Here is a 15,340-nt window from a genome sequence, read left to right as displayed (position 1 = left end):
GCGGGTGCCCGCCGGTGGGAGCGTAGTAAGTAGCTGGCATTTTTAAACCTATTTGACTTAGTAAAAACACAAGTTATTCATCTTGTATACAAGATTAGCTAACCACAATAAAGCAATCTTTAACAAAGCTCTTTTGAAACACTCCTCCCAATAGTAACTTCTTTAGAAACTTTCGTTTCATAATTCTAAGATCATACGAGCATGTCCAAAAACAGCAACCTCGGCGCGGCGTGACGCCCGCTAACCGCTGCTCAGGTCAGCTACTTATAACAAACGCGAGGCATAGCATGTCCCAAAACACCCCCTCTTCGTCTTCCTCAGATCGCCCCACGCCCAAGAAAAGCTGGTGCCGGATCCCTGACATTTACGCGGTTCTGTTCATATTTATCGCCCTGGCCGCGATAGCAACGCACTTTGTGCCGGCCGGGCAGTTCGAGCGTGTTCCTGGCCCGAATGGGCGCATCACTATCGACCCGAACTCTTATGAGCAGATCGCTTCGTCACCAGTTGGCATCGTCGACTTTATGCTGGCGATCCCCAATGGCTTAATGAGTGCCGGTGAAGTTGTCTTTTTCACCTTCATGATCGGCGGTATGTTCATGGTGCTAAGGCGCACCGGCATTATTGAAATAGGTGTGGACAAGCTAACGCGCCGCTTTGCGCGACAGAACCTGCTCACTATCCCCGTGTTGATGACGGTTTTTGCCCTCATAGCGACGGTTATCGGTACCCAAGAGTTGGCGCTGGTCTATGTGCCGGTCATCTTGCCGCTGATGATTGCCTTGCGCTTTGATTCAGTCACGGCCGCGGCGGTGGCACTTTGTGCTACCACGGTCGGTTTCACGACGGGTGTGCTCAACCCCATCAATACCGGCCTAGGGCAGCAACTCTCAGATCTTCCTCTCTACTCCGGCTATGGCTTGCGCGTTGTGGCATTTGTGGTGATGTTAGCCGCGGCCATTTTCTTCGTTATGCGTTACGCCCGTATGGTGCATCAAACACCTTCACTTAGCCTGCTGAGCAGTGACACTAGCGAATCCGAAAAACGCTCGCTTTATCAACATGCTGACAATAGCCCAGCCTTAATCGCCAGCGCTCGCCAGAAGCTCGCGGCCATCGCCACCTTCGCCTTCTTCGCGGTACTCGTCTATGGCGTACTGCAGCAAGGCTGGTTCATGATGGAAATGGCAGGCCTGTTTATCATCATGGGCATTGTTGTGGGCCTAATAGCAGGCCTCGACACCGACGAAATATGCGCAGGCTTCAACCAAGGCTTCCGAGACGTGCTGGTCGGCGCCATGATCGCCGGCGTCGCACGCGGTGTTGCCGTGATGCTGGAAGATGGCCACATCATGGACACGCTGGTGTTTGGGCTTGGCAACCTCGTCGGAGGCCTGCCCACCCTGCTTTCGGCGATTGGCATGTTCTTCGCCCAGCTAGGCTTCAATTTCATTGTCCCCTCCGGTAGCGGCCAGGCCCTGGTCACCATGCCGCTGATGGCACCGCTCTCCGACATCATCGGCGTTACCCGCCAAACGGCGGTGCTGGCGTTCCAGCTGGGTGACGGTATCGGCAATATTTTATACCCGACCTCAGGCTACTTTATGGCGACCCTGGCACTGGCAGGTGTGCCATGGCAAAAGTGGGTCAAATTCTTCTTCCCACTTTTTTGCGTCTGGATAGCGATTGCCCTGGGCTTTCTTATTTTCGCCCAGGCAACCCAGTGGACCGGCTAGAAGTGGATCGACTAGAGCACGGCAGAGATAAACTGCTTTAGCTCCGGCGTTTGTGGGTTGCTGAATAGCTCGCTGGGGGCGCCCTCTTCATGGATGCGCCCCTGGTGCATAAACACCACGCGGTCGGCCACATCACGTGCAAAGCTCATTTCATGGGTGACCAGAATCAGCGTCATGCCCTCGGCCGCCAACGCTTCCAATACGCGCAGCACTTCCCCGACCAGCTCAGGGTCAAGTGCTGAAGTCACCTCATCGCAGAGCATCACTTTGGGGCGCATGGCCAGTGCCCGAGCGATGGCGACCCGCTGCTGCTGACCACCGGAAAGCTGCGCCGGGTAGGCATCGTATTTGTCGGAGAGGCCCACTTTCTCAAGCACTTCGCGGGCGACTTTCTCGACCTCGGCTTTCTCCTCGCCACGCACCACCAGCGGCGCCAAACAGACGTTCTCACCCACGGTTTTATGAGGAAACAGATTAAAGCTTTGGAATACCATGCCGACGTTTTCACTCAGCTCTTTGGGCGACATTGACGCCGCATCAAGCTGCTTATCGGCAATGGTGATCTCGCCGCTGTCATGTTTTTCCAGCTGATTCAGGCAGCGCAGCAGGGTACTTTTACCCGAGCCACTGCGGCCAATAATCGCCACCACTTCGCCTTGCGCAACTGAAAGGTTAATACCTTTAAGCACTTCCAGGTCGCCAAAGGCTTTATGAACGTTATCAACGTAAACCAGCGTCATAGAGCTTTTTCTCCAGATAGCGCGCGTAGCAGGAAAGTGGGTAGCACAGCGCGAAGTAAAGCAGAGCCACAAGGGCAAAAATGGTGAAGGGTTCGAAGGTGGCGTTATTGAGCATGGTGCCCGCCTTGGTCAGCTCGACAAAGCCGATGATGGAGGCCAGCGCCGTGCCTTTGATGACCTGTACCGAGAAACCCACCGTGGGCGGAATCGAAAGCCGCAGCGCCTGAGGTAGAATCACATGGCGCATGGTCTGGAAGTAGTTCATGCCCAGCACCCGCGCCGCGTGCCACTGCCCTTTGGCAACCGCCTCTAAACAGCCGCGCCAGATGTCACATAGAAAAGCACTGGTGAATAGTGTCAGTGCGATGGAAGCCGCCAACCAGGCAGAGATCGGATGCCCCATGGCAGCAGCGCCAAAGAAGATCAAAAACAGTTGCATCAACAGCGGCGTACCTTGGAACAGGTCAACATAAAGAGACGTTAAGCGCTGCAGCCAGCGGTTGCTGGAGAGGCGCATAAAGGTCAGTAGCAGTCCCACCGTCGCACCGCCCACAAAGGCAATCAACGACAGCACAATGGTCCAGCGGGTTGCCAGCAGCAGGTTGCGCAGAATGTCCCAGAAGGTGAACTCAATCATCGTTGTTCTCCTTGCTGATAGGCGAATACCCGCTTGCCAACCAGCATAAAGCTGCGCCGCATGCCGAAGGCGAGGAGCAAATAGACCAGCGTGATCAGCAGGTAGACTTCAAAGCTGCGAAAGTTGCGCGATTGGATAAAGTTAGCGGCATAGGTCAGGTCAAATACCGATATTTGCGACACCACTGCCGAACCCAGCATCACAATGATCGACTGACTGATCAGCGCGGGGTATACCCTGGCAAACGCGGGCACCAGCACGATATGGCGATAGCTTTGCAGTGTGGTCATGCCCAGTGCACGCCCAGCTTCTAACTGCCCTTTCGCCGTGGCGCTAATACCGGCGCGTAGAATCTCGGCGCTGTAAGCGGCCAGGTTGAGCGTCATGGCAATAAACGCCGCGGTAATGGCATCAATTTTAATGCCGAGCCCCGGCAGTCCAAAGAAGATAAAGAACAGTTGCACAATGAAGGGCGTATTGCGGGTTACTTCGACGTAGCCGCCTAGCCCCCAGCGCACCCATGGCTGCGCGTTGACGCGTAAATACGCCACTGCCACCGCCAGCGCTAGCCCCGTCAAGGTGGTCACCACGGTCAAAACGACCGTGGTGGTAAGACCTTTGAGGAGCTCACTGGCGTAGGGCAACAGGGTAAGGAAATCGAGTGTTGGCCCCATGCTAAACCTCAGCTACCGAAGTTTTCAGGCAGGTCGGCACTGAACCAGCGCTGAGATAGCTCATTCAGGGTGCCATCTTCCAGGCCTTGTGCGATCAGGCGATTCACTTCTTCCATTAACGCTGGCTCGTTTTTATTCATGCCCACGTAGCAGGGTGAATCTTTGAGCTGATAAATCAGCGAGGGCGCACGGTCGCTGTTTCGTTCGGCGATTTCGGCGGCGACTACGTTACCGGTGGCTACGTAATCGACCTGACCGGAAAGAAACGCAGAAATGGTGGTGGCGTTATCTTCAAAGCGCTGCACCGTCGTGGAGTCCGGGGCAATATTGGAAAGCTCCATATCTTCCACGGCACCGCGGGTTACCCCAATGGTTTTATCAGCCAGGCCTTCTGGGCCTTCCACGCTTTCATCTTCATCAGCACTGAACACGCCTAGAAAGAACGGCGCGTAGGCATCAGAGAAATCAATTGCCGCTTCGCGCTCCGGGTTCTTACCCAGGCTAGAGATTACCAAGTCCGCCTGGCCAGTCTGTAAGTAGGGAATACGGTTAGCGCTAGTCACGGTAATCAGTTCTAGCTGAACGCCCATTTCGTCAGCGAGGTATTGGGCCATATCAATATCGTAGCCGCGCGGCTGCAGGTCGGTACCTACTGAGCCAAACGGTGGGAAATCTTGCGGGACAGCTACCCGGATGGTGCCGCGTGATTCGATATCTTCTAGCGCATCCGCCTGAACGTTTGGGCTAGCGGTAATAGCACCGAGGGCCACAGCGGCACTCAGCCCTGTGGCTAAAACACCGGACTGTAGGCGTTTGAATTGGTTAGAGAAAGAGTGATTGAAACGGTGCGATAGCGATTTCATGGTGTTCTCCTAATAAGAGCAGCCTGACAAGGGCATGTTGGTCAGTGAATAGCCGTAATGGAATTAGCAAGGGATGCAGAGCGAGTGAAAGCTTTGTTGCATAAAATCTTACAAAGAAACTTTTGTTTCACTTGACCACCTAATAGCAACAGAGATACCAGAAGTGGCTAACGTTTTTTAGAACAGCAACTTAGCGGGCACGCGAAGCCACAACGCAGCGACTGCCGCATTAAGAAGAGGATTTAAAAGGAGGGAAGTGCAATGTATTGGTGCAGTTTTCATCCATCAATAGGACGAGATGCACCATGAAAGGAAGCCCAGCCTACTGGGAGCTCCAATCCACGCTCATGGTAGGCGCTTCCAGCTCACTAAGATCAGCGTAAACATCGCTGATCGCGCTGATTCGCTCTCGACCTTCTGCAAGGCGACGGTGCAGCACGCCGTTGGAAATCAGGCAGATCAGGCTATTGGTGGCGGCGTAGCTATCGAAGGCGGAGAGGCTTTCCAGCGGCGTTTCAAAAAACCACGTTACTTGTGAGGCGAAATTGACCGCGGTGGGGTCAGCCAGCAAGGCTACCTTGGCCGGTGAGCGCTCAAGTGCATTAATTAGCGAAGCAAATGCCGCTGGGCGGCGGCGAAAACCAAACAGCACCACCACGTCCTGCTCGGTGAGATCGACGATCTCTTCCGCTAACGACTGATTTGGATGAGGAACCACTCGCACCTGGGTGCGCGCCTGAATTAACTGCTGACGAAAATGCAGCGCTAACGGGTAGCTATTACGAAACCCGATCACCACCACATGGCGCGCGCTATCCAGGCGTTCTACCAACGCTGAAAACTGATCTGCGGCAATACCGTTTAAGCAGCGCTGCAGGTTTTCCTGCTCGCGCTGCAAGTGACGCTGAAACGGCGCCCCCGCCTCATCCTGCATGGCGTTGGCATCAATCACCAACGGCACCCCCAGGTTGCGCAGCTGGCGGGCGTGATCTTTAACGGTGCGGTAGCTCTCGAATCCCAGCCGCTTGAACAAGCGGCTAACTGTCGATTTGGATACCCCGGTCAAACGCGCCAAATCAGCGGCGCTATACACGGCCAAATCGTCAAAGTGATCGAGAATAAAGCTCGCCACCCGCTGCTCCTGGGCAGTTAGCGCGTCAAACTGGGCGGTAATTCGCTGTCCGATATGCGGCGTCATAGCATCCTATTAAACTGCTTAATTAACGAGTTGCAGGGTGATGTTCCGCCCAGTGACGGGCGATATCAACCCGACGGGCCACCCAAACGCGGTCGTGAGTTTCGATGTAATCCAAAAAGCGCTGCAGGGCGCGAAAGCGCCCAGGGCGACCCAATAAACGGCAATGCATGCCCACCGAGAGCATTTTGGGTGCCTCCTCCCCTTCTGCGTAAAGTACATCAAAGGCATCGCGCAGGTAGGTAAAGAAGTGATCCGCCGTATTGAAACCTTGCGGCGCGGCAAAACGCATATCGTTGCTGTCCAGCGTGTAGGGCACGATCAGGTGGTTGTGGTCACCGCCCTGACTATCGGTCACCTGCGTCCAGAAAGGCAAGTCGTCGCCGTAGTAGTCGCTATCGTAAAGGAAACCGCCTTCGTCTAGCACTAAGCGCCGGGTATTGGGACTATCGCGACCGGTGTACCAGCCTTGGGGTTTTTCGCCATAGAGGCGTTGAAAAATCTCCATGGCCTGCTGTAGATGCTCGCGCTCAACGTGCTCGGGCACTTCCTGATAGTGAATCCAGCGATAGCCATGGCAAGCAATCTCGTGGCCCAGCTCTTTAAATGCCAGGGCGACATCCGGGTTGCGCTCCAGCGCCATGGCAACGCCAAACACCGTGAGCGGCAAATCGCGTTTTTCAAACTCGCGCAGAATGCGCCATACCCCGGCGCGGGAGCCGTACTCGTAGATCGACTCCATGCTCAAGTGGCGATCCGGATAAGCCGGTGCGCCGATAATTTCCGATAGGAACTGCTCGGAGCCTGAGTCGCCGTGCAACACGCAGTTCTCGCCGCCCTCCTCGTAGTTGAGCACAAACTGAACGGCAATTTTGGCCTTGTTTGGCCAGTTGGCGTGGGGCGGGTTGCGTCCATAACCGATCAAATCGCGGGGATAGTGGCCCTTAGGTGACGACGACATAGCTAGCTCCTTGATTCATACAAACCCGGGCAGATCATTGGCAAATAGCCGCCCAGCAATACAGAAAATTATTTGTATACAAAATAGCGACATTCATAACCAACCGCAACGCGGTCGACCGCTAATCCCCTGACGCTAATAGCGTTTCTTAGTTTAAAAGGCGTTAAGCCATTGAATCCTGAACAAATGGTCAAGTTTTATCAGCTGCTTTTTTATTGCCGATTGCTCATTAGTCCCTTGCGCCACGTAGAAAACCGCCCTATTTTTGTATACAAGAAATGCCATATTGTTTACACACGGAATACCTATCGTGCATATACGCATTATTAACCCCAACACCACGGCCTCCATGACCGCTGCTATTCATCAGGCAGCGCAGCAGCAGGCGGGCACTGGCACCACGGTGAGCGCTTCACAGCCGGACGCTGGCCCGGTTTCTATCGAGAGCCATTTCGACGAAGTGATCAGTGCGGTAGGAGTGGCCGAAGAAGTTCTAAAAGGCGAACGCGAAGGCGGCATCGATGCCTATGTGGTGGCCTGTTTTGGTGACCCAGGCCTGCTCGCAGCGCGGGAGCTAACCCGTGCGCCGGTAATCGGCATCGCCGAAGCAGCGTTTCATCTCGCCACACTGGTGAGTACACGCTTTTCAATTGTCACCACCCTGGGCCGCACCGGCATTATCGCCGAGCACCTGCTTCAGCAGTACGGCTTTAGCCACCACTGCCGTCGTATACGTGCCGCTGAAATTCCGGTGCTGGATCTGGAGCATCATCCTGACGCGGCGTTTACACGCATTGTTGAAGAGTGCTGCCGCGCAAGGGATGAAGATGACATTGGCGCCATCGTTTTAGGCTGTGGTGGCATGGCTAATTTGACCCAGCAGATCAGCCGCGAAGTGGGCCTGCCAGTCGTAGAAGGTGTTACCGCCGCGCTGAAACTGGCGGAATCACTGGTGAGTTTGGGGCTGCATACCAGTAAATATGGAGACCTTGCCTACCCACGGCCAAAGACCTTTACCGGTAAGTTTTCTGAGCTCTCGGATCTTGCGCTACCGCTTAAATAACAGTTCCAAAAAATAATAGTGACTCAACAACACCTAATAACAATAGCTTAAATAGAGTTTTAAAAAGTACGTCCATTAGCACGCCACGCCGCAAGCGTTTCCCGATACCTAATCGGGGATTAATAAAAACCGACAATCTTGCGAGGACGACAACATGAGCGCTTCAACCTCGGCTCTTGCGTCAGAAGAACGATCCGATGCTGGATCAAAAGCACTCGGGGCAGAAAGCCTGGCCCCACAACACACCCGGATAATGGGGCGCGGCTCCTATTTTCTGGCGTGGTTCGGCGGCTGCGTTTCCATTGGCACCTTTGCCATGGGCTCAAGCGTAGTCGGTACCCTGAACCTGTTACAAGCCACCCTGGCGATTGCCATCGGCTGCTTTGTGATCGGTATTGCCCTGGCCATTAACGGGGCCGCGGGCTACAAGTACGGCATTCCGTTTATGGTGCAGGCGCGCAGCGCGTTCGGCTTTACCGGCACGCGCTTACCGGGCTTGGTACGCGCAGTGCCAGCGGTAGTGTGGTACGGCTTTCAAAGCTGGATTGGCGCCGGGGCACTCAATATGGTGTCGGCTACCCTGTTCGGCTTCGACAACCTTATCTTCTACTTCATTACCTTCCAGTTTCTGCAAATTGGTCTTTCGGTAATGGGTTTCCAGGGCATCAAGTGGTTAGAGAATATCGGCAGCGCCTTTATCCTCGCCTCGCTGGTGTATATGTTCTACGCCACGGTGCAGCGCTATGGCGATGAGCTTTCCGCCAGCCTGCTGACCATGGAAGGCTCCTGGGGCATGCCGTTCTGGGGCGCGACCATGCTCTTCCTGGGCATCTACAGCACCATGATGCTCAACGTCAGCGACTACTCCCGCGAGCACAAAAAGGGCACCGCTCAAAGCCTGTTGACCACTATCTACGCCATGTCGATTCTACCCTGCACGCTGTTTATGGGCTTGATCGGCTATATGGTCTCCCAGGCCACCGGCACCGCCGACCCTATTCAGGTGTTTGCCAACGCCGTCGACAACACCCCGCTGCTGATGACTACCCTTCTATTCATCGCCTTCGCCCAGGTCACCACCAACGTACTCAACAACGTGGTACCGCCCACCTACGTGCTGATGGACGTATTCAAGATCAAGTTCTCGGTCGCTACGGTGATCGTTGGCTTGCTGGCTTTCGCCACCTTCCCCTGGAAACTGGTTCAGCCGGGCTCCGCTGCGGGCCTGCAGCTATTTGTGCAAACCTACTCTGCCTTCCTAGGCCCGATCTTCGCCATTCTGGTGGTCGATTATTATGTGATTCGCCGCCGCACGCTGGATATCAACAAGCTGTATGACGTTAACGGGCCTTACCAGGGTATTAACTTAGCCGCTTTCATCGCCACGGCAGTGGGCATTGTGGCGGCGCTCTCTTTCTCGGCGATCTCGTGGTACGCCAGCCTGATACCCGCAGGTGTTACCTACTACCTGCTTATGAAGTACTGGGCTCCCTGCCAGCGCTTTAGCCAGTAACTCCCTTTGCCAACCGAAGAGCTAATAAGATGAAAGAGAGCAACGACGTTAGTGACCTGGATATTAAGCACATTGATCCCACGCTGTATAACGAGGATCTCGCACCGCTGAAACCCCAGGATCGTAACTGGGGTGCGTTTGAGATATTTAACGTTTGGTCTAACGATATCCAGAGCCTGTTTGGCTACACTCTGGCGGCCTCGCTGTTTTTAACCTACGGCCTGAACGGCTGGGCGGTGATGGCGGCGATTATTCTGGCGGGCGTTATCGTGATGTTTCTGGTCAACCTCACCGGTAAGCCCAGCGTTAAATACGGCATCCCCTTCCCGGTCATGGTGCGTGCCAGCATGGGGATACGCGGCGCTAACCTACCCGCAATGCTGCGCGCCATCGTGGGAATCTTCTGGTACGGCGTGCAGACCTACTTCGCCTCCACCGCCGTCACCCTGCTGATTACGGCATTTTTTGGCGCAGGCAATGGCAGCACCTTCCTGGGGCTTTCCGGCGTAGCCTGGGTGTCGTTTGTGATTGTGTGGCTGTTTCAAATCGCGATTTTCTGGCAGGGCATCGAGCGCATTAAGCACTTTCTCAACTGGGCAGGCCCGCTGGTCTACGTGGTGATGCTGGTGTTAATGGTCATTGTTTGGTATCAGGCAGGAAGTGAGCTAATTCCCGCCATTGGCACCATTTTTAGCGGCGATGGCGAAACCAGTGGCAGCTCAATCGCCGCCTTTATGGCAATTGTGGGCACCATGGTGGCGTACTTTGCAGCGGTGGTGATCAACTTCGGCGATTTCACCCGCTTTGTGAAAACCGAACGCCAGATGAAGCTCGGCAACCTGTTGGGCTTGCCGCTCAACGTGGCGTTTTTCTCGTTTATCGCACTGATTATTACCGCTGGCACTCTAGTGCTGTTTGGCGAGGCGCTGACCAACCCCGCCGATATCGTCGAGCGTGTAGATTCGCTGCCGCTGACGATTATCGCCGCACTAACCTTCTTTGCCGCCACGGTGGGCATCAATCTGGTCGCCAACTTCATTCCCCCCGCCTACGACCTTGCCAACCTGTTTCCCAGCAAAATCAGCTTCAAGATGGGCGGCCTGATTACCGCAGTGATTGCGTTCTTTGTCGGCGCGCTATGGCTTTCGGTCATCAGCCAGATTGGCGTTCCCGGCTTTGTAAATGCGCTAGGGGCCATCGTCGCGCCCTTCTACGGCATTATCGTAGTCGATTACTACCTGATTAAGCGTCAGCACCTGAACATGCAGGAGCTCTTCTCATCAGCGCCGGGTAGCGCTTACTACTATGTGAACGGCTGGAACACTCGTGCGCTTATCGCCTTTGGCGGGGCAGCGCTGTTCTCGCTTTCTACCGTGTTGGTACCCGCGCTATCGAGCCTAGGTGGTTACGGCTGGCTGATTGGTGCAGGCTTGGGTGGGCTGTTCTACTATGGGTTGATGAGGCAGTTTAAGGCTGAGCCTGTATTGGCTCAACAGTAGACAAACGGGTCGTAACTAGCTGATTAGAAACTCATACAAGCGCCATCGGTTTTGCCGATGGCGCTTTTTGATATTTCATGAAACACGTTATGTGGGCATAGCATCACAACCTACCCAAGTCGGAATTAACCGCTAATCATGTCTCTGACTTTGCGCAGGCCCTCGTGGGTTAACTTGTACTTCTTTCTGGCTTGCTGAGAGCTGCCAGACTTCCTAGTTTGCATTGCACAAGCCGGTTTTCTTCCAATCAAACTTGTCATGGCAGTTGTTATATTACCTACTCCGTGCCCAAGGTGCTTAAGCTCTTTGTTCACACGGCCTGCGTCAAAATCGTTCTGACCTTGCACCGATTGAAACCAGTAGCCGACAACGAGTGCTTTTTCCGGGTCATTAGTCGGTCTAGCCGCAGCGTACAGGTCCGATATTTCGTTGAACTCCAATGGCTCGTCTTTCTCGTCAGTTTCGTCCTCAACAATGCCCGACTCGCCCGTTTTTTCGTAGTTGGAGTCACCAAGGCTGGTTGCCTTCACCTCTACTCCGAACCTGTCGGCAGCCCAACGCAAGACCCGGCCACATGATGCCTCGTCCAAAGGAGTCAAGGCCTCGGCGAGGCTTCTCATAGCTTCAATTTCGAGAAGTGGGTCGGTCGTGTTGTCATTCATGACGTTGAGACTCCAATATTTTGACATTTATTATGCAGTTTAAACATGAGCTCATGTATGTCAACATGCACCTAACAACATCATGTCTTATTTAGTTTGCAGGGGAAAAACGTTGCTCAATAAGATCGCATTGAAAGAAATCGTGGCTAACCCTGAAATAGATAAGAAAGACAAAGCGCTAGCATGCCTTGCCTACGATGCACATGCTCCCAAACAAGTGAAAGCTGTTAAGGAAATTGCCGCCTCGGTTGGACTAAAGGGGGCAAAAAAAATAAATTTTTTATCAATATTAGCCCGCCATACTGGAAAAACTATCCGTAGCCCTGAGGGTTGGGAACTAACATCCGATGGCCGTGCGTACGTAAAGCAATTAGGTGGCGGCCCTACCGTGCAATTATCCAGCAGTTTAAGAACTCTGGCTTCCAAAATTAGCTCAAAAAATACTCAAGCGTTCGTCGAAGAAGCTATCGAGTGCTTTGAGGCACATAACTATAGAGCAGCGGTCGTGCTTTCATGGGTCGGAGCGGTATCGGTGCTATATGACCATGTAGTTAGCAATTATTTGTCTGAATTCAATGCTGCCGCGTTGAAACAGGATCCGAAGTGGAAGCCTGCTAAAACTAAAGATGACCTGGCAAGAATGAAGGAAGCTAATTTCTTGGTGATATGTGAATCCGCTTCAATTATTGGCAAAAGCGTAAAGCAAGAGTTAGAGGGTTGCTTAACCTTCAGGAATGGCTGCGGGCACCCAAACAGCCTGAGAATCGGAGAAAATCGCGTATCCGGCCACATCGAGACTCTAGTTTTTAATGTGTACTCTGTATTTTGAAACAGCAAACATATGAACTCGCGGCAATTCACGGCTGATGGCCGCCAGCCACTCTCTCCATTGCCGCTTCTATACCATTCCCCAACCACACTTGCCTTGTGGCGTTTACATTTCCGTCCTCTCTTCACCTCTTGACCACTATAATCCAATGGATTACTCTTAAGTCTATGCAGACCATTGTCGAACTCCCTGAATTTATCAAGCGAGCGTCAAGCCTCCTCAAGGATGAGGAGAAGATGAGTATTGTTAACTACTTAGCTTTTCATCCTCAGGCCGGGGACATCGTGCAAGGCACAGGAGGTATTAGGAAGCTTCGCTGGTCGGCGCAAGGTAAGGGCAAAAGTGGTGGGGTAAGGGTTATCTACTACTATCACAATGGAAGCGTACCGCTGTTCCTTTTGACCGTTTTCGGCAAGGGCGAGAAAGCGAATATCTCAAAGTCTGAACGTAATGAACTGAGCAAGCTTACCAACCTGTTGCTTGAAAGATATGGTGATTAATATGAGTAGCGCATTTGCAAGTATCAAGCAGGGCCTGGATGAGGCCATTGAATACTCCAACGGGCAGGTGGGAAAAGCGATCGTGCATGAGTTCGGGCCAGTAGAGGTCAAGAAGATACGTTCCAAGCTGGGTATGTCGCAGAACGAGTTTGCCTCAGCCTTTGGAATCAGCGTCAGTACGCTGCGCCATTGGGAGCGTGGTGACCGAGCGCCTCACGGCCCCGCCCTAGTGCTATTGAACGTCGTATCTAAAGAGCCTCAAGCCGTATTGAAGGCTCTTAGCGCGTGAGATAAAAATGCTAACGCTGCGCACAACGGCGGCTGCGCCTCCATTGCAAGGGCGCCGTTGTGCGCAGCGTTAAATTTTCGATCGAGCTTTAGTGATGAAAATTGAGACCGTAGAAAAAGCAGATCACCTTAAGCTGCTAGAAATCTGGGAAGCCTCGGTCAGAGCAACCCATGATTTTCTAGCTGAAGAAGATTTACAAGAGTTAAAGCCGTTAATCTTGGAGCAGTATTTTAACGCCGTTGATTTAAGGTGCGCTAAAAATGGTCATGGTGAAATCCAAGGGTTCTGCGGCGTTCATGACGGTAATATTGAGATGTTGTTCATTGCACCAGATGCGCGCGGAAAAGGCGTTGGTGCCATGTTAGCTGCCAATGCTATCGATGAGCAGGGAGCGTCAAAGGTCGACGTCAATGAACAGAATGTTCAGGCGCTTGGTTTTTACCAGTATATTGGCTTTAAAGTGACAGGTCTCTCACCGGTCGATGGGCAGGGTAAAGCCTATCCACTGTTGCATATGGCGCTATAAAAAATTTTACAAGTCCAGCCACGGCGACGTCTTGTTCGTTGCGGCTTCGCCTTCACTACAAAGTAGCGCGTGCTGGCCGCAATAAGAGGAGCATTGATTCAGGGGGCGGGAGGAGTATGATAATGTCATACCTCTCCTATGTTTGGAGCATCAGCCATGAGCATGCACCGGAAAACCATCACGCTGACTGAACAGCAAAACGGCTGGGTGAAAGCCCAGATTGAAAGCGGCCACTTTGGCAACGATAGTGAATACATTCGCGATCTCATCCGAAGGGATCAGCAGGCCAAGCAACGTCTTGCCATGCTAAGGCAAGCCCTCGTTGAGGGTGAGTCAAGCGGGAACCCGAACCCCCTGGATATATCGGCTATCAAGGCGGCTGGCCGTAAGCGGATCAAGGCGGTTGATTAGTGCTTGAATTGAATGTCACGCCAAAGGCGGAATCTGATCTCATTGGAATTTGGGTGTATACCTGTGAGGAATGGGGCGTTGATCAGGCGGATAATTACCTGGATCGGCTTGAGACCGGCATGAAACGGCTGATTGATCATCCATCACTTGGCGCGAACTACGACCATGTTTTTTCTGGTTATCGCAGATTACAGGTCGAGCACCACGCTGTTTTTTATCAACTGCATGACTCGGAAGTGCTCGTTGTTCGTGTGCTTCACGAGGACATGGATGCACCGGAAAGGCTTCTGGAGTAGGGGGCGCTATATTTTCGGCGCAGCTTCAAGGTCTCCATCAAGCCCCGTTCCGTTGCCGCCCAACAAGCTGCAGCTTAAAGCCGCCACACTCAACCCCCAAATATCTGCTGCAAATCCGGCACGTTCTCTTCCTCTTCAACCATGGAGAGCGAGGCTTCGATGGCTTTTAGGTGGCGGCTCATAAAGGCTTTTGCCCGCTCGCCGTTACCTGTTTCCAGGTAGCCGATCAGATCATCGTGATCGTGGGATTCACAGCCTAAATGGCCGCGATGGCCGTAGACGGCGAGTATCAGTGAAGAACGCGAACAGAGGCGTTCAACAAACTCTGCCAGGGTGGCGTTGCCTGAGAGCTGCGCTAAACGCACATGGAAGTCTGCCGATAGGCGAATAGCCACGCTTTGTTGCCCGCTGCGCAGCGCTTGGCGCTCTTGACGGGCCATGTCGCGCAGCTCCGCTGCTTCTTTTTCGCCCATGCGCCGAGCTACGTCGGGCATTAATCCGCACTCGATTAACTGGCGGGCATCGAATACGTCTTTGGCTTCATCGGCGGTGGGCCGGGTAACGCTGGCGCCACGGCGCGGTGTTAGCGTGACTAACTGCTCCAGCGCCAGGCGCTGCAGAATTTTACGAATACCAGTGCGGCTAATGCCAAAGACTTCCGCCAGCGCATCTTCGCGTAGCCGTGCGCCGGGCTTTAAACGCTGCTCGACAATGGCATCGCTCACGGAGCGATAGATGGCGTCGTGGCGTTCATCGCCCTCTTTGCTATTTTTCGTTTCTTTAGCAGGAGCGCGCCGTTTTTCCGGCGCCTGCGCATCACTCATAGCTATCCTCTCAAGGCCTTAGGGTTTGTACGAAAAGTCGGCGAGCGAAGACTAGACAAGGCAAAAATCGACGAGAAAGCGGAGTTTACGGGGTGTAAATGAGCATTTCGAGGCGATTTTTA

18 protein-coding genes are annotated in these 15,340 nt (G+C 53.5%); 10 read left to right on the top strand and 8 right to left on the bottom strand.

All coding sequences use genetic code 11. The features are described from left to right. Nucleotides 1-287 precede the first annotated feature (287 nt). Entirely contained in the window at nt 288-1,736 is a 1,449-nt protein-coding gene (locus HALA3H3_RS14215) for a YfcC family protein (protein WP_022522262.1), read from the top strand. Nucleotides 1,737-1,747: 11 nt separating this feature from the next. On the opposite strand, the gene HALA3H3_RS14210 is transcribed toward HALA3H3_RS14215, so the two are convergent. The 6 genes from HALA3H3_RS14210 to puuE all read right to left on the bottom strand — a co-directional run bounded on the left by HALA3H3_RS14210 (nt 1,748) and on the right by puuE (nt 6,806). Then, on the bottom strand, nt 1,748-2,476 hold the full coding sequence (locus tag HALA3H3_RS14210; RefSeq protein ID WP_022522261.1) for an amino acid ABC transporter ATP-binding protein: 729 nt from the start codon (nt 2,474-2,476) through the stop codon (nt 1,748-1,750). Further along, nucleotides 2,457-3,113 (bottom strand): amino acid ABC transporter permease, encoded by a 657-nt coding sequence (locus HALA3H3_RS14205; RefSeq protein ID WP_022522260.1) that lies wholly within the window; start codon nt 3,111-3,113, stop codon nt 2,457-2,459. The genes HALA3H3_RS14210 and HALA3H3_RS14205 overlap by 20 nt, the downstream gene beginning before the upstream one ends. Further along, nucleotides 3,110-3,787 carry an amino acid ABC transporter permease gene (locus HALA3H3_RS14200; protein ID WP_022522259.1) on the bottom strand — a complete coding sequence of 226 codons (678 nt, stop codon included), beginning with the start codon at nt 3,785-3,787 and terminating at the stop codon, nt 3,110-3,112. Before HALA3H3_RS14200 ends, HALA3H3_RS14205 begins: the two co-directional genes overlap by 4 nt. A gap of 8 nt (nt 3,788-3,795) precedes the next feature. Further along, nucleotides 3,796-4,650 (bottom strand): transporter substrate-binding domain-containing protein, encoded by an 855-nt coding sequence (locus HALA3H3_RS14195; protein ID WP_022522258.1) that lies wholly within the window; start codon nt 4,648-4,650, stop codon nt 3,796-3,798. A 322-nt stretch (nt 4,651-4,972) separates the two neighbouring features. After that, on the bottom strand, nt 4,973-5,848 hold the full coding sequence (locus HALA3H3_RS14190) for a MurR/RpiR family transcriptional regulator (protein ID WP_022522257.1): 876 nt from the start codon (nt 5,846-5,848) through the stop codon (nt 4,973-4,975). 22 nt (nt 5,849-5,870) lie between these two features. After that, nucleotides 5,871-6,806 (bottom strand): allantoinase PuuE, encoded by a 936-nt coding sequence (gene puuE, locus HALA3H3_RS14185; RefSeq protein WP_009287395.1) that lies wholly within the window; start codon nt 6,804-6,806, stop codon nt 5,871-5,873. Between the two features lie 310 nt (nt 6,807-7,116). Here puuE and HALA3H3_RS14180 point away from each other — a divergent pair, with 310 nt between their 5' ends. The 3 genes from HALA3H3_RS14180 (at nt 7,117) to HALA3H3_RS14170 (ending at nt 10,881) form a co-directional block, all read left to right on the top strand. Beyond that, a complete protein-coding gene (locus tag HALA3H3_RS14180; protein WP_022522256.1) occupies nt 7,117-7,869 on the top strand; it encodes an aspartate/glutamate racemase family protein in 753 nt (250 codons plus the stop codon). Between the two features lie 154 nt (nt 7,870-8,023). Next, a complete protein-coding gene (locus tag HALA3H3_RS14175; RefSeq protein ID WP_022522255.1) occupies nt 8,024-9,382 on the top strand; it encodes an NCS1 family transporter in 1,359 nt (452 codons plus the stop codon). Between the two features lie 29 nt (nt 9,383-9,411). Further along, the gene (locus tag HALA3H3_RS14170; RefSeq protein WP_022522254.1) at nt 9,412-10,881 is read left to right on the top strand and encodes an NCS1 family nucleobase:cation symporter-1; all 1,470 of its coding nucleotides are present in this window, start codon (nt 9,412-9,414) and stop codon (nt 10,879-10,881) included. Nucleotides 10,882-11,006: 125 nt separating this feature from the next. Here the strand turns inward: HALA3H3_RS14170 and HALA3H3_RS14165 are convergent, their stop codons facing one another. Further along, nucleotides 11,007-11,543, bottom strand: coding sequence for a hypothetical protein (locus tag HALA3H3_RS14165; RefSeq protein ID WP_022522253.1), 537 nt, complete (start codon nt 11,541-11,543; stop codon nt 11,007-11,009). A 112-nt stretch (nt 11,544-11,655) separates the two neighbouring features. On the opposite strand from HALA3H3_RS14165, the gene HALA3H3_RS14160 reads away from it, so the two are divergent. The 6 genes from HALA3H3_RS14160 (at nt 11,656) to HALA3H3_RS14135 (ending at nt 14,394) form a co-directional block, all read left to right on the top strand. Then, nucleotides 11,656-12,372 carry a hypothetical protein gene (locus HALA3H3_RS14160; protein ID WP_141224468.1) on the top strand — a complete coding sequence of 239 codons (717 nt, stop codon included), beginning with the start codon at nt 11,656-11,658 and terminating at the stop codon, nt 12,370-12,372. 167 nt (nt 12,373-12,539) lie between these two features. After that, a complete protein-coding gene (locus tag HALA3H3_RS14155) occupies nt 12,540-12,872 on the top strand; it encodes a type II toxin-antitoxin system RelE/ParE family toxin (protein WP_022522251.1) in 333 nt (110 codons plus the stop codon). Nucleotide 12,873: 1 nt separating this feature from the next. Then, the gene (gene nadS / locus HALA3H3_RS14150; RefSeq protein WP_053856996.1) at nt 12,874-13,161 is read left to right on the top strand and encodes a NadS family protein; all 288 of its coding nucleotides are present in this window, start codon (nt 12,874-12,876) and stop codon (nt 13,159-13,161) included. A 94-nt stretch (nt 13,162-13,255) separates the two neighbouring features. Beyond that, entirely contained in the window at nt 13,256-13,687 is a 432-nt protein-coding gene (locus tag HALA3H3_RS14145) for an acetyltransferase (protein WP_022522249.1), read from the top strand. Nucleotides 13,688-13,843: 156 nt separating this feature from the next. Next, the gene (locus HALA3H3_RS14140) at nt 13,844-14,098 is read left to right on the top strand and encodes a type II toxin-antitoxin system ParD family antitoxin (protein ID WP_022522247.1); all 255 of its coding nucleotides are present in this window, start codon (nt 13,844-13,846) and stop codon (nt 14,096-14,098) included. Beyond that, the gene (locus HALA3H3_RS14135) at nt 14,098-14,394 is read left to right on the top strand and encodes a type II toxin-antitoxin system RelE/ParE family toxin (RefSeq protein ID WP_022522246.1); all 297 of its coding nucleotides are present in this window, start codon (nt 14,098-14,100) and stop codon (nt 14,392-14,394) included. Before HALA3H3_RS14140 ends, HALA3H3_RS14135 begins: the two co-directional genes overlap by 1 nt. 89 nt (nt 14,395-14,483) lie before the next feature. Here HALA3H3_RS14135 and HALA3H3_RS14130 read toward each other — a convergent pair whose 3' ends face one another. After that, nucleotides 14,484-15,218 (bottom strand): GntR family transcriptional regulator, encoded by a 735-nt coding sequence (locus HALA3H3_RS14130; RefSeq protein ID WP_022522245.1) that lies wholly within the window; start codon nt 15,216-15,218, stop codon nt 14,484-14,486. Nucleotides 15,219-15,340: the final 122 nt, after the last annotated feature.

Origin of the sequence: Halomonas sp. A3H3, assembly GCF_000982975.1 — a bacterium.
Lineage (GTDB): Bacteria > Pseudomonadota > Gammaproteobacteria > Pseudomonadales > Halomonadaceae > Vreelandella > Vreelandella titanicae.
This window is presented reverse-complemented; position numbering and strand designations above follow the sequence as displayed.

Excerpts from the sequence above, each read along its gene's own strand:
- HALA3H3_RS14215 (WP_022522262.1), top strand. The coding sequence starts at position 288 with ATGTCCCAAAACACCCCCTCTTCGTCTTCCTCAGATCGCCCCACGCCC.
- HALA3H3_RS14210 (WP_022522261.1), bottom strand. The coding sequence starts at position 2,476 with ATGACGCTGGTTTACGTTGATAACGTTCATAAAGCCTTTGGCGACCTG.
- HALA3H3_RS14205 (WP_022522260.1), bottom strand. The coding sequence starts at position 3,113 with ATGATTGAGTTCACCTTCTGGGACATTCTGCGCAACCTGCTGCTGGCA.
- HALA3H3_RS14200 (WP_022522259.1), bottom strand. The coding sequence starts at position 3,787 with ATGGGGCCAACACTCGATTTCCTTACCCTGTTGCCCTACGCCAGTGAG.
- HALA3H3_RS14195 (WP_022522258.1), bottom strand. The coding sequence starts at position 4,650 with ATGAAATCGCTATCGCACCGTTTCAATCACTCTTTCTCTAACCAATTC.
- HALA3H3_RS14190 (WP_022522257.1), bottom strand. The coding sequence starts at position 5,848 with ATGACGCCGCATATCGGACAGCGAATTACCGCCCAGTTTGACGCGCTA.
- puuE (WP_009287395.1), bottom strand. The coding sequence starts at position 6,806 with ATGTCGTCGTCACCTAAGGGCCACTATCCCCGCGATTTGATCGGTTAT.
- HALA3H3_RS14175 (WP_022522255.1), top strand. The coding sequence starts at position 8,024 with ATGAGCGCTTCAACCTCGGCTCTTGCGTCAGAAGAACGATCCGATGCT.
- HALA3H3_RS14170 (WP_022522254.1), top strand. The coding sequence starts at position 9,412 with ATGAAAGAGAGCAACGACGTTAGTGACCTGGATATTAAGCACATTGAT.
- HALA3H3_RS14165 (WP_022522253.1), bottom strand. The coding sequence starts at position 11,543 with ATGAATGACAACACGACCGACCCACTTCTCGAAATTGAAGCTATGAGA.
- HALA3H3_RS14155 (WP_022522251.1), top strand. The coding sequence starts at position 12,540 with ATGCAGACCATTGTCGAACTCCCTGAATTTATCAAGCGAGCGTCAAGC.
- nadS (WP_053856996.1), top strand. The coding sequence starts at position 12,874 with ATGAGTAGCGCATTTGCAAGTATCAAGCAGGGCCTGGATGAGGCCATT.
- HALA3H3_RS14145 (WP_022522249.1), top strand. The coding sequence starts at position 13,256 with ATGAAAATTGAGACCGTAGAAAAAGCAGATCACCTTAAGCTGCTAGAA.
- HALA3H3_RS14140 (WP_022522247.1), top strand. The coding sequence starts at position 13,844 with ATGAGCATGCACCGGAAAACCATCACGCTGACTGAACAGCAAAACGGC.
- HALA3H3_RS14130 (WP_022522245.1), bottom strand. The coding sequence starts at position 15,218 with ATGAGTGATGCGCAGGCGCCGGAAAAACGGCGCGCTCCTGCTAAAGAA.